Origin of the sequence: Humibacter albus DSM 18994, from assembly GCF_000421825.1 — a bacterium.
Lineage (GTDB): Bacteria > Actinomycetota > Actinomycetes > Actinomycetales > Microbacteriaceae > Humibacter > Humibacter albus.
Window position 1 is genome coordinate 328,073 of sequence record NZ_ATXT01000011.1, and the last position, 12,010, is coordinate 340,082.

General features: G+C 66.7%; 11 protein-coding genes and 4 tRNA genes. 5 read left to right on the forward strand and 10 right to left on the reverse strand.

Going from position 1 to position 12,010, the window contains the following annotated elements; all coding sequences use genetic code 11:
- Positions 1-3: 3 nt before the first annotated feature.
- Entirely contained in the window at positions 4-762 is a 759-nt protein-coding gene (locus H623_RS0102915; protein ID WP_022899452.1) for a YebC/PmpR family DNA-binding transcriptional regulator, read from the reverse strand.
- A 177-nt stretch (positions 763-939) separates the two neighbouring features.
- Here H623_RS0102915 and pdxY point away from each other — a divergent pair, with 177 nt between their 5' ends.
- Positions 940-1,791: a pyridoxal kinase PdxY gene (pdxY, locus tag H623_RS0102920; RefSeq protein ID WP_022899453.1), complete on the forward strand. Its 852-nt coding sequence runs from the start codon at positions 940-942 to the stop codon at positions 1,789-1,791.
- 37 nt (positions 1,792-1,828) lie between these two features.
- On the opposite strand, the gene H623_RS0102925 is transcribed toward pdxY, so the two are convergent.
- From H623_RS0102925 to H623_RS0102935, 3 genes are all read right to left on the reverse strand, one after another.
- Positions 1,829-2,419 carry an HIT family protein gene (locus H623_RS0102925; protein ID WP_022899454.1) on the reverse strand — a complete coding sequence of 197 codons (591 nt, stop codon included), beginning with the start codon at positions 2,417-2,419 and terminating at the stop codon, positions 1,829-1,831.
- Positions 2,407-4,401: a threonine--tRNA ligase gene (gene thrS / locus H623_RS0102930; RefSeq protein WP_022899455.1), complete on the reverse strand. Its 1,995-nt coding sequence runs from the start codon at positions 4,399-4,401 to the stop codon at positions 2,407-2,409. The genes H623_RS0102925 and thrS overlap by 13 nt, the downstream gene beginning before the upstream one ends.
- Before the next feature lie 225 nt (positions 4,402-4,626).
- Complete coding sequence (locus tag H623_RS0102935; RefSeq protein WP_022899456.1) at positions 4,627-6,360, reverse strand: CocE/NonD family hydrolase; 1,734 nt, start codon at positions 6,358-6,360, stop codon at positions 4,627-4,629.
- 117 nt (positions 6,361-6,477) lie between these two features.
- On the opposite strand from H623_RS0102935, the gene H623_RS0102940 reads away from it, so the two are divergent.
- Positions 6,478-7,086, forward strand: coding sequence for a TetR/AcrR family transcriptional regulator (locus tag H623_RS0102940; protein ID WP_022899457.1), 609 nt, complete (start codon positions 6,478-6,480; stop codon positions 7,084-7,086).
- Positions 7,087-7,271: 185 nt separating this feature from the next.
- Here the strand turns inward: H623_RS0102940 and H623_RS0102945 are convergent.
- From H623_RS0102945 to H623_RS0102955, 3 genes are all read right to left on the reverse strand, one after another.
- Positions 7,272-7,343: transfer RNA gene (locus tag H623_RS0102945), tRNA-Val, on the reverse strand.
- Positions 7,344-7,381: 38 nt separating this feature from the next.
- A tRNA-Cys gene (locus tag H623_RS0102950) sits at positions 7,382-7,455 on the reverse strand.
- A gap of 62 nt (positions 7,456-7,517) precedes the next feature.
- Positions 7,518-7,590 (reverse strand) — tRNA-Gly (locus H623_RS0102955).
- A gap of 195 nt (positions 7,591-7,785) precedes the next feature.
- Between H623_RS0102955 and H623_RS0102960 the strand changes: the two genes are divergently transcribed.
- Positions 7,786-7,861: transfer RNA gene (locus H623_RS0102960), tRNA-Val, on the forward strand.
- Positions 7,862-7,984: 123 nt separating this feature from the next.
- On the opposite strand, the gene H623_RS17435 is transcribed toward H623_RS0102960, so the two are convergent.
- Both H623_RS17435 and H623_RS17440 read right to left on the reverse strand, forming a co-directional pair.
- Positions 7,985-9,163, reverse strand: a complete 1,179-nt coding sequence (locus H623_RS17435) for a tyrosine-type recombinase/integrase (RefSeq protein ID WP_022899458.1) — start codon at positions 9,161-9,163, stop codon at positions 7,985-7,987.
- Positions 9,141-9,392 (reverse strand): helix-turn-helix transcriptional regulator, encoded by a 252-nt coding sequence (locus H623_RS17440; RefSeq protein ID WP_022899459.1) that lies wholly within the window; start codon positions 9,390-9,392, stop codon positions 9,141-9,143. The genes H623_RS17435 and H623_RS17440 overlap by 23 nt, the downstream gene beginning before the upstream one ends.
- Before the next feature lie 98 nt (positions 9,393-9,490).
- Between H623_RS17440 and H623_RS0102975 the strand changes: the two genes are divergently transcribed.
- Entirely contained in the window at positions 9,491-10,189 is a 699-nt protein-coding gene (locus H623_RS0102975) for a hypothetical protein (protein WP_022899460.1), read from the forward strand.
- A 346-nt stretch (positions 10,190-10,535) separates the two neighbouring features.
- Here the strand turns inward: H623_RS0102975 and H623_RS0102980 are convergent, their stop codons facing one another.
- On the reverse strand, positions 10,536-11,261 hold the full coding sequence (locus H623_RS0102980) for a VIT1/CCC1 transporter family protein (protein ID WP_022899461.1): 726 nt from the start codon (positions 11,259-11,261) through the stop codon (positions 10,536-10,538).
- A gap of 83 nt (positions 11,262-11,344) precedes the next feature.
- Here H623_RS0102980 and H623_RS0102985 point away from each other — a divergent pair, with 83 nt between their 5' ends.
- Positions 11,345-12,010: a response regulator transcription factor gene (locus H623_RS0102985; RefSeq protein ID WP_211217961.1), complete on the forward strand. Its 666-nt coding sequence runs from the start codon at positions 11,345-11,347 to the stop codon at positions 12,008-12,010.

Below are 12,010 nucleotides of genomic sequence, written 5' to 3' on the forward strand. Positions count from 1 at the left end.
CGCCTACTCGTCGTCGGCCAGTTCGGCCTGCACCTCGGGGGTCAGGTCGATGCTGGTGTAGACGTTCTGCACGTCGTCGGAGTCCTCGAGCGCATCGATGAGGCGGAACACCTTGCGGGCGGTCTCGGCGTCCGCCTCGATCTTGACCTGTGCGACGAACTCCACGTCGGCGGAGTCGTAGTCGATGCCGGCCTCCTGGAGCGCCGTGCGTGCAGCGACCATGTCGCTCGGGTCCGTGAGCACCTCGAGTGACTCTCCCTGCGGCGTGACCTCTTCGGCCCCGGCATCGAGAACGGCCATGAGCACGTCGTCCTCGGTGGTGCCCTCGGCCGGAACCACGATGACGCCCTTGCGGTGGAAGTTGTACGACACCGATCCCGGGTCGGCCATCGTGCCGCCGTTGCGGGTCATCGCCGTGCGCACGTCGGCTGCAGCGCGGTTCTTGTTGTCCGTGAGGCATTCGATCAGCAGCGCCACACCGTTCGGACCGTAGCCCTCGTACATGATCGTCGTGTAATCGATGCTCTCGCCGGTGAGACCGGCACCGCGCTTGATGGCGCGGTCGATGTTGTCGTTCGGCACCGAGGTCTTCTTGGCCTTCTGCACGGCATCGACGAGCGTCGGGTTGCCGGAGAGGTCGGCACCGCCGATCTTCGCCGCCACCTCGATGTTCTTGATCAGCTTGGCGAACGACTTGGCACGGCGCTGGTCGATGACCGCCTTCTTGTGCTTGGTCGTCGCCCACTTGGAATGCCCGGACATAGTGCTCCTGCTCGAGAGAAAACCTGGGTGCTCGTGCTGCACCGCCTCCCAATTGTAGGGGGCGGCGGCGCAGACGCTTTCGAACGGATGCCCGTGGCTCCGATCCGGGTGCGGTCTTCGTCACTCGCGGTTGGACCGAGCCGCGGGTGGCACACCCGGCCATGACATGATCGAGCGGTGAAGATCCTCTCCATCCAGTCCGCAGTCGCGTACGGCCACGTCGGCAATTCCGCCGCCGTCTTCCCGCTGCAACGCATCGGGGTGGAAGTGCTCCCCGTCTACACGGTGAACTTCTCCAATCACACCGGCTACGGCGCCTGGCGCGGGCCGCTGATCAGGCCCGACGACGTGGCGGACGTCATCACGGGCGTCGAGGAGCGCGGGATCTTCCCCGAGATCGACGTCGTGCTATCCGGCTATCAGGGCGGCGAAGGCATCGGCGAGGTGATCCTGGATGCCGTCGCTCGCGTGAAGGCCGCGAACCCGTCGGCCATCTACGCCTGCGACCCCGTGATGGGCAATGCGGACACCGGCTGCGTCGTCGCACCGTCGATCCCCGTGCTCCTGCGCGACCGTGTGATGCCGTTCGCTGACCTGATCACACCGAACCAATTCGAGCTCGGATTCCTCACCGGCACCCAGCCCGACACGCTCGAATCGACCCTCGCCTCCGTGGACCTGGTGCGGGCGGCCGGTCCGTCCGCTGTGCTCGTCACGAGCGTGCTGCGCCCCGACGGACCCGACGACACCATCGAGATGCTCGCCGTCGATGACAAGGGCGCTTGGATCGTGCAGACCCCGCGCATTCCGCTGACCGTCAGCGGCTCGGGAGACGTCACCGCTGCCCTGTTCACGGCGCACTATCGTGCCTCGGGCGATGCTGCAGATGCCCTCGCTCGCACGACCTCGAGTGTCTTCGACCTGCTGGGCCTCACCGAGGAGCGCGGATCGCGCGAGCTGCTGCTGATCGAGGCGCAGGAGGCCTACGCGCATCCCGAGCTGCAGTTCGAGGTACGTCGCGTCCGCTGATCGGAAATGCCGCGCCGCCTGCGAATGGCGGGAACGCTCAGCGCGGCCAGGCGTCGGCGATGTCCTTGCGGACTTCGCCGAGCAGCTGGGGAAGGGCTTTGGTCTTGGCGATGATCGGCAGGAAGTTCGCGTCGGACTGCCATCGGGGCACGAGATGCTGGTGCAGGTGGGAGGCGATGCCGGCCCCGGCGATCTCTCCCTGGTTCATGCCGATGTTGAACCCGTCGTTCCGTGACACGGAGCGGATGACCCGCATCGCCGTCTGCGTGATCGTCGCGATCTCGTCCGTCTCCTCGCCCGTCGCCTCGTCGTAGAGCGAGACGTGGCGGTACGGGCACACCAGCAGATGGCCGCTGTTGTACGGGAACAGGTTGAGCAACGCATACGCGTGCCTCCCCCTGTGGACGATGAGCGACTCCTCGTCGCTCAGTGACGGGGCGACGCAGAACGGGCAGTCATCGCCATGCGGCCTCTGCTGGCCCTGGGCGATGTAGACCATGCGGTGCGGCGTCCACAGACGCTGGAACTCGTCGGGGACACCGGCGATCAGCGACGGATCGTCGACCTCCACCGGGCCGGCGTCCTCCCGGTCGTCCGGCTCATAGGAGCCGAGGCTCAAGCGGACCATGCGGTGACGACCTGCTCATGGTCCTTGATGGAACGAAGGATGCGTTCGATCGCCTGGTCGATGGGTACACCGTTGAGCTGCGAGCCGTCGCGAAAACGGAAGCTGACAGTGCCGCCTGCGCGGTCCTGCTCCCCCGCGATCAGCTGGAACGGCACCTTCTGTTTCGTCGCGTTGCGGATCTTCTTCTGCATCCGGTCGTCGGAGCGGTCGACTTCGACGCGCACGTCGTGCTCGCGGAGCCGGCGCGCGACCTCCTCGAGGTACGGTGCGAAGTCGTCCGCCACCGGGACGCCGATGACCTGCACGGGTGCGAGCCACACGGGGAAGGCACCGGCGTAGTGCTCCAGGAGGATCGCGAAGAACCGCTCGATGGACCCGAGAAGCGCGCGGTGGATCATCACCGGCCGCTTCCGGCTGCCGTCGGCAGCCGTGTACTCGAGCTCGAACAGCTCCGGCTCGAAGAAGTCGAGCTGCACCGTCGAGAGCTGCCACGTGCGTCCGATGGCGTCCCGCGCCTGTACCGAGATCTTCGGTCCGTAGAACGCGGCACCGCCCGGATCATCGACCAGTTCGAGACCCGACTCGAGCGCGACCTCGCGCAGGGTCTCAGTGGCGTCGTCCCAGACGTCGTCGTCGCCGACGTACTTGTCCGGATCCTTCGTGGACAGTTCCAGGTAGAAGTCGTTGAGCCCATAGCCACGAAGAGTCTCGAGCACGAGTTCGAGCTGGGTGGCGATCTCCGCCTTCACCTGCTCCGGAGTCACATACGCGTGGGCGTCATCCTGGGTCAGCCCGCGCACCCGGGTGAGCCCCGAGAGCGTTCCGCTCTTCTCGTACCGATACACCGTGCCGAACTCCGCCAGGCGCAGCGGCAGCTCCCGGTAGCTGCGTCCCCGCGCCCTGAAGATCAGGTTGTGCATCGGGCAGTTCATGGGCTTGAGGTAGTAGTCCTGGCCCTGCTTGACCACGTTGCCGTCGGCATCCGTCTCCTCGTCCACGTGCATGGGAGGGAACATGCCGTCGGCGTACCACTCGAGGTGCTTGCTGATCTCGTACAGGTGCGCCTTGGTGATGTGCGGGGTGTTGACCAGCTCGTAGCCGTTCTTCAGCAGCTGGCGGCGGAGATAGTCCTCGATCTCGAAGCGGACGATGCCGCCCTTGGGGTGGAAGACGGCGAGCCCGGATCCGATCTCGTCGGGGAACGAGAACAAGTCCAGCTCTGCGCCGAGTTTGCGGTGGTCGCGACGCGCCGCTTCGGCCATGCGCTCCTGGTACGCCCGCAGCTCGTCCTTCGTGGGCCATGCGGTGCCGTAGATGCGCTGTAGTTGCGGGTTCTTCTCGCTGCCGCGCCAATAGGCAGCGGCCACTCGGGTCAGCGCGAAGCCGTTGCCGATCAGACGTGTGCTGGGCAGGTGCGGCCCACGGCAGAGGTCCTTCCAGAGCACCTCTCCCGTCTTCGGGTCGACGTTGTCGTAGATCGTGAGCTCGCCGCCCCCGACCTCGACGTTCTCGTTGTCCTGGCCGAGGCTGTGCTGGCCGTCGTTGGCCGCGGATGCGGATCCACCCTTGAGCCCGATCAGCTCGAGCTTGTACGGCTCGTCGGCGAGCTCGGTGCGCGCCTCCTCATCGGTGACGACGCGGCGCACGAAGCGCTGACCCTGTCTGACGATGCGGTCCATCGCCTTCTGCAAGGCCTTGAGATCGTCGGGTGTGAACGGCTCGACCACGTCGAAGTCGTAGTAGAAGCCGTCGGTGACGGGCGGGCCGATGCCGAGCTTCGCCTCCGGGTTGATCGACTGCACCGCCTGCGCGAGCACGTGCGCCGTGGAGTGGCGCAGAATGTTCAGCCCGTCCGGGGAATCGATCGCGACCGGCACGACATCGTCGTCCGTCGTCACCGTGGTCGCGAGGTCCTTCAGCTCGCCGTTGACGCGCATGGCGACAACGGAGCGGTCGGGGAAGAGCTCGAAACCGTCCGGCACTGGTCCACTCCTGGGAAGGCTAGGGAAAAGGGATGTCCCCCAACTTTAGTCCGAGCGCGGTCGCCCATCCGACGCTCCGCCTTCGCGCATCGCCCTCGTGTTCGTACCGGTATCCGGCGAGCCGCCGAAGGCCGCCCGATCCGGGCCAGGAGGGTTGAGCTGCGCCGCCGACGAGCATTGTCCTCCGATGTCGTCGGCCAGGCGATGATGGGCGCGCCGACTCGCTCAGTGTCTGAGCAGCGGGAGCAGGAGCCGAGAACTGGAATGCACCGTGTTGACGCTCGGTTCGAGGATCGAGGTGTGTTCGAATCCGAGCAGCTTCGGCGCGTCTTTCGCCTGGTCGTCGCTTGCCAGCACCAGCCGAAGTCGGTGACCGGCGGCGATCCGGCGGGCGTTCGGCACGATGGGGATTCGGTAGGTCACCGTTGCTCCGACCGGGACGGCTGCCGGGCGCTGGCAGGTGACGGCCGGGGCACCGGGAAGACTGCGCGTTTCATCCGTGTGACGCAGCGTCGCCCTGAGCCACCCGCCGGTCAACGGCTTCGCCGCACCGTCGTGGTCCACGTCGTAGAGGACGGCGATCCAGGCGGTGTCGAGCGCGGTGATCGTCGCCTCGAGCCGCAACTCGATGTCACCGGCGAAATCCATCGCTTCGGCGAGCGGATCCGTCTGCCATTCCAGCCTCCCCGGCAGGCCACTCGGCTCCAGGTGGGCGGGCTGACCCGCCCCGGGAAGCAAGGCGAGGTACGACCGGGATCCTGAAACGCCCTCGTCGAGGCTCAGCTCGCCGTCCGCGCGGAGAGCGAACTCGGCGATGTCCGACTCGGAAGGCGGCCACGTCGTCGTGGTCCGCCATTCATCTGCTCCCGGGAGGAAGTAGCGGATCGGCTCGCCGTCCATGATGCCGGTGTCGATGGCCTTGAGATGGTGGTCGTACCACGCCAGCGCTTCGTAGTGCATCGCTTCCCACGGCCAGGAGTATTCACCGTCACCCACCATCGCCATGCGCACGTTCGGGTTGTGCGCCAGCGATCGCCAGATGCTGAATGTCGAAGGAAGGTGCATCGGAGCGTTGTCCCAATCGCAGCCGAGGTAGACCGGGATGTCCACTTCCGAGAGTCGCCGGCCGATGTTGCGTACCGCCCAGAAATCGTCGTGTGTCGGATGCTCCACAACAGCTTCTCGCCAGAGCCGCCCGAACGGCTCCTCCGCCGGAGCTTTGCGGATGACGTTCTTGAGTACCGCGACAATGGCCTCCCCGTTGAAATGAGCCATGCGTCGGTGGATCGGGGGCGCGTTCAACGCCTTGCCGACCAGGTCGAGCGCCCTGTCATCCCAGTGCTTGTCGGCCATGACACCCACGGCCGAAAGCCAAGCCGAGAAGAAGCTGGAGGACTGCAGTCCCCGGTGCCAGATGATGTCATAGAGGTCTTCTGTGGCGACGGGGGCGAATATCGCTTTCAAGTGCGGTGGGCGTTCGACAGCGGCGGCAAGCTGCGCGCACGCGAAGTAACTGATGCCCAGCATCCCGACGTTGCCGTCGCACCACGGTTGCTCAGCAGCCCACTCGACGACGTCGGCGACGTCCCGCCATTCCTGTTCGTCGAGCATCGACCAGGTGCCCTCGCTGCCGCCCGTGCCGCGCGCATTCACGATCACCTGCACGTAGCCGCGCGGTACGAAGAAGTCCGTTGCACCGGCCTCGATGAAGCCCAGCGGTGCACCGACTCCCTGGATCTGACGGGGATAAGCGGAGAACGAGATCAAGGCCGGGAACCGCGATTCCGAGTCAGGGCGGTAGACGTCGCCGAGCAGCCGCGTGCCGTCCCTGGTCACGATCCCGACATCGTTCGTGCGAATCGTGGTGAAGGAGGGCTCAGTGACATTCCGATACTGGCGACCACTCGTCTGGATGTTGTTGAGGCGGCGCTGCCCCTTCTCGATGCCGGACGCGATCATCCTCATGCCCTTCTTTCCACGGTGAAAAGTTTCACGCTGCGGTGAGACTAATTTCACCATATGATGAAACTCGACCCGGTGCAAGCGCTCCGATCGCCCCCGGGAGAGGAGGAAGCCATGTCGCCCGGTTCGTCGCAGCGCGGGCCGCGAGACGAACGCGGCGTGTTGGCGGCACACATCCTGTCCGTCGCGCGCACCGCGTTCTCGGAACACGGCTGGGCCGGCACGACCATCCGTGGCGTCGCGAGAGATGCCGACGTCGATCCCTCACTCGTGTATCACTACTTCGGATCGAAGAAGGCGCTGCTCGATGCCAGCACGAACCTGCCGCAGTCGTTCCTCGACCGCATCGCTGACGCCTGGGCATCCCCTCACGAGGAACTCGGTGAGCGGCTGGTCGCACTCACCTTGGGAAACTGGCAGGCCGGGGACTCCGGCCCCGTGCTTCGCGCCATCGTGCTCATCGCTGCACACGAACCGGGTACTCGCGCCAAACTGCGCGACCTGGTCACCGACGCGCTGATGGGCCCTGCTCTGATCGGCCGGGGTGAGCAAGACCGACGGCATCGCTCCGGATTCATCGCCTCGCAGCTGCTAGGGCTCGGCCTGATGCGCTACGTCTGGCACGTCGAGCCGATCGCGTCCATGAGCGACGGCGAGGTGGTCGCGGCCGTCGGCCCGACCATCCAGCGCTATGTCGACGACGACCTTGCTCCTCGCGCGTGACGTCGGTGTAACACGGGGCCGAGCTTCGAGTAGGAGCCGACGGATGCCGTGATCGACGTCGGCATGCCCGACGGCATCCACTCTTCTTGGCCGATAAGCCTAAGCCGCCACGCTAATGGCATGCCGCCAAAATCAGATCAGCCCCTGACCGGCTAAACACCTGATCAAGGGCTGAATCTCTGTTGTGCGCGATACTGGGATCGAACCAGTGACCTCTTCCGTGTCAGGGAAGCGCGCTACCGCTGCGCCAATCGCGCCTGTTCAGGCTCTTGCTTTGTCCGACCGCGGTCGGGAGTGGAGGTGGCGACGGGATTCGAACCCGTGTATACGGCTTTGCAGGCCGCTGCCTCGCCTCTCGGCCACGCCACCGTGTGTGGGTTCGTGTGTGGCTTCCCACATCCTTACATCGGCCGGTGGCCGACTCACACTCGAGCGGATGACGAGACTCGAACTCGCGACCCTCACCTTGGCAAGGTGATGCGCTACCAACTGCGCCACATCCGCATTTCGCTTCGCATTTCTGCGTGCTTAGAAACTGTAGCCGATCATCCAGCGGATATTCAAACCGACGTGGACCGTCACGATTCTCGCGCGTGTCGAACCATCGGCCACGCCCGGGCCGCGCTCCCGATGTGCGCTCGGCGGCATGCGTCCGCTAGTATCGGTAGCCGCGGCCGAGTAAGAACTTCGGGCCGCGACGGGCGATTGGCGCAGTTGGTAGCGCGCTTCCTTCACACGGAAGAGGTCGTCGGTTCGAGTCCGGCATCGCCCACCACAAGAAAAATCCCTGGTCAGTCCAGAGATTTTTCTTTTCCCTAACCTAGACGCCTTCGTTGTCGCGTGCTTCGGAATCACTCCGGAATCACCCCGAACTGCAGGACCGGCCCGTCTCGATGGTCTATTCGAGTCCCAGCCCACGTCCGTGGTCGAGTGTCCGCCCGAGTGGTGTGGCGGGGTCGATTCGACCCAACCGTGCAGCACGCTCGTCCAGGGCCTTCTTCGCGGCGTTGTTGAGGACGTCGAGCGCGGCCCGGTCGGCGAAGTCGCCGAGGTGGTGCAGGTAGCGGGCGGTGATCGCGATGGAGCCGTGGCCGAGCCAGTGCTGCACCGTGGTCAACGGCACGCCCTGGATCAGCCATTCGCACGCGGCCGTGTGCCGCAGATCGTGTCGGGTGCGTCCACGCCCGGTGGCCTCCCAGTTGGTTGCCCGCACGAACGAGGTGCGGTGGAGCTGCGCGCCGCGCGGGCTGGTGAACAGCAGATCGGTCGGCGCCTTGCCGGCGGCGAAGCGGCGGATGACCGGCACAAGGTAGTCCGGCACCGGCACGTTACGGCCCTTGCCTGACTTCGGAGCCTTGACCGCGGCCCCCTCGGGCTGGTTGCGGATGACGTGCAGCATCGGGATGGGCATCTCGACGAAGTCGCGGACCTGCGTTGCCCGTGCCTCGCCCCAGCGCAACCCCGTCCGGCCCAGCACCAGGACGAGATCGCCGAACACCGGGCTCAGCTCGGTGATGTCCTTGACCACCGCATCGAACTCGGGCGCTGGCAGCGGACGCATATCCTCCCGCGCGCGGCGGTCCTTTGGCGGCTTGGTCGCCGTCACCGGGTTGTAGGCGATGTACCCCTCCGAGACGCACCAGGAGAAGAAGGAAGAGAGCGAGTCGCGGTAACGGATCACCGTGCTCGCGACCAGGCCGCGCTTGCTGAGATCGTCCTGCCACTTCTCGATCGCGGCACTGGTGACCTTGCCGACGTGCAGTTTGCGGAACCACAGCGGCAGCACCGGCTCCCGCTTGCTCCTGCCGGCGAGCTGGCCCTCGGTCGGCATCAGGTAGCGGTCGGTGTCCAGGGTTGTCTTGCTCACCCGGCCTTCGCGCTGCATCAGATACTCCGGCAGCAGATCCTCCACGGCGACCTTCCCTGTGCTCGGGTCGTAGCCGTGCTCGGCGAAGGTCGCCCGCTGTCGCTGCTCCCAGGCCACCGCGGAGCGCCGCAGATCGAATCGCTTGGTCCGAACGACCTGCCCGCCGATCTTCAGCCGCCCCTCCCACTTATCCCCGCGACGCACCGGCATGCGCAACCCCTCTCCTCGGCAGACGCGGCCGCGCGGTCGAGCGCGCGGCCAGCCACGCCTCGACGTCCGCGGCGCGATAGCGCGGAACTCCCTCGGCGAGCCAGTACACGGCCGGCCCCTCTCCGGATTGCCGCCAACGCACCAGCGTCGACTTCGAGACCGACAGCCACTTCGCCACGTCTTCGGTCCGTAGCAGGCGGTCCTCGGCGGCGGCCGTTACATCGCTCATGGCATCACCTCACGTATAGGCAGATACGCCACTATACGGCTCATCTGGCGTACTGGCTAGTGCGCGAGAAAACTTCCAAGTGTCGATACACTCAGGGCATGGCTGCTGACCCCGAGGACGTCGCGCTGTTGGTCCGTGCAGACCTGCCGGCCGGCTGGCAGATGCCTGACCTGTCGCCCATCGACCCCGAGCGCGACAGCGCCGAGATCGACGCCGCGCTGCGTTACACCCTCTGGGTCGACAACGAACCGGGCCTGGACCGCAAGCTCGCCACGAGTCACAACCGCGTCGAGGAGGGACGTTGGTACCTCATCCAGCACGTCGAGACGAGCACTCGTGTCCTGTTGCGCCTTCAGCGCCAATATCTTCTGGACCAGCACCCGATGGGCGAGGTCCGCATCAGTGGCATCGTCTACCTGCCCGAATGGGCCGGCGACCCCGTCGCGAGCCCTATCCTGCGCGAACTACCCACCTCCAAGATCGAGGCCGCGATCAACCGCCGCCAGTTCGCCGTCACCGGCGCCAGCAACTTCCAAGAAGGCCGGATGAGGCTCCCCAGCGGCCGCACCCTGCGCTCCGCCGAGGTTATGCAGCCGCTCGGTGACCCCAAGCGCACCCCCGACTTCTACGAGCTCGTCGCCCTCCAGCACGCCCGCCTCATCGACGACGGCGACCCGAACCCGACCGCGACAATGGCCCGTCTCAGCAACGTGCCCCTGTCCACCGTCCAGGGCTGGGTCGCACGCGCCCGGCACAAGGGGCTGCTGCCGCCAGGACGACGCGGACGTGCCGGGTAGAACGGCCACTACGAGAGGGGAATAGGAGCCCCTGGGACTGCGCGCCCAACCCCGTTCAGCCCAGTGCTTACAAGGACTCCACATGCCTCGAGTGCGTCGCAGACGTATCTCGTCGTCAGTGTTCATTGCCAAAGTGTTGCCACGCTTTCGCCCCACCCTGGTGGCCGATCCAGGCGCATCCGCACAGCTGCCGAGTGCGACGACAAGCCCGCGCCTGGCCCGCTCCCCCAAGCTCTCGGAATTGCGCCGAATGCTGCGACACCGCTTCATCATGCTCGGATGCTGCACACTCCTTTCCCGTCACGAGCAGTCAAGGGCCGTCAGCTCGCCTGGATAGGCCGGCGCGCTATGCCACCCCGGTGGTGCCCAGGAGCGCGCCGATGGCGAAGGTGGCGGCCAGGGCGATCGCACCGCCGAGGACGACGCGAAGGGTGCCGAGGCGTTTGGAGCTGCCGCCGACGCGGGCGCTGATGGTGCCGGTGAGCGCGAGGGCGGCAAGGACCGCGGCGAAGGTGACCGGGATCTTCCACGGGGCGGGTACGGCGAGGGTGACGATGAAGGGCAGCAGGCCGCCGATGAGGAAGGCGAGGGCGGAGGCGCCGGCTGCGTGCCAGGGGCTGACGATGTCGTCGAGGTCGATGCCGAGCTCGGCGGACAGGTGGGCGCGCAGGGCGTCTTTCGCGGTCAGCTCGACGGCGACCTGCCGGGCGGTGGCATGGCTGATGCCCTGGGCTTCGTAGAGGGCGGTGAGCTCGTCGAGCTCTTCGCTGGGCAAGGTGGCCAGCTCCTGGCGTTCTTTGGCGATGAGCGCCTTCTCGCTGTCGCTTTGGCTGCTGACGGAAACGTACTCGCCCACAGCCATCGACAGTGCCCCGCCGACGAGAGCGGCGATGCCGGAGGCGAGGATGGAGGCGGTCCCGGTGCCGGTGCCGGCCACGCCGACCAGGACGGCGGCCACGGAGATGATGCCGTCGTTGGCGCCGAGGACTCCGGCGCGCAGCCAGTTCAGCCGTCGGGCGAGGCCGCTCTGGTGGGGCTCGTCTGGGTGCTGCCCGGTGTCCTTGTCGCTCATGGCCTCTAGGGAAGCAGAGCAGCCCGGTGCGTGTCCACGGACCTTGCCGATATCGGCGAGGGTGCTGTTCGTATACTGCGAGGATGTCGGATGGTCGTCCCCGGGTGCTGTTGGCCGAGGACGACCGGCGGCTGGCCGGGATGCTGGAGCGGCTGCTCTCCGGCGAGGGCTACCAGGTGACGGTGGCCTTCGATGGGCAGCGGGCCCTGCATCTGGCGATGACCGAGGCCTTCGACGTGCTGCTGTTCGACCGCGGTCTCCCGGCTCGGGAGGGCCTGGAGGTGCTGGAAGCGTTGCGGGCCCGCGGCAACACGGTGCCGGCGCTGATCCTGTCGGCTCTCGGAAATCCCGCCGACCGGGTCGAGGGGCTCACCCGTGGTGCTGAGGACTATCTCGCCAAGCCCTTCGACATCGACGAGCTGCTGGCGCGGCTCGCGGTGCTGCGGCGCAAGAGCGCCGCTCCGACCGGGGGCCTGAAGATTCCCGGCGGGGTGCTACACCCGGGACGTCACGAGGCGGTCACGGATGCCGGGGAGGTGGTGGTGCTCTCAGAGCGGGAGACCGAGCTGCTGGTGATGCTCGCCCGCCGCCCCGGGCAGGTCTTCACCCGCCAGGAGCTGCTGGAGACGGTGTTCGCGGACGCCGATGACACCGGCGTCGTGGACAGCTACGTGCATCACCTGCGCCGCAAGCTGGGCCGCGGCTGCGTGCTGACCGTGCGCGGCATCGGCTACGGGCTGGGCCGCTGA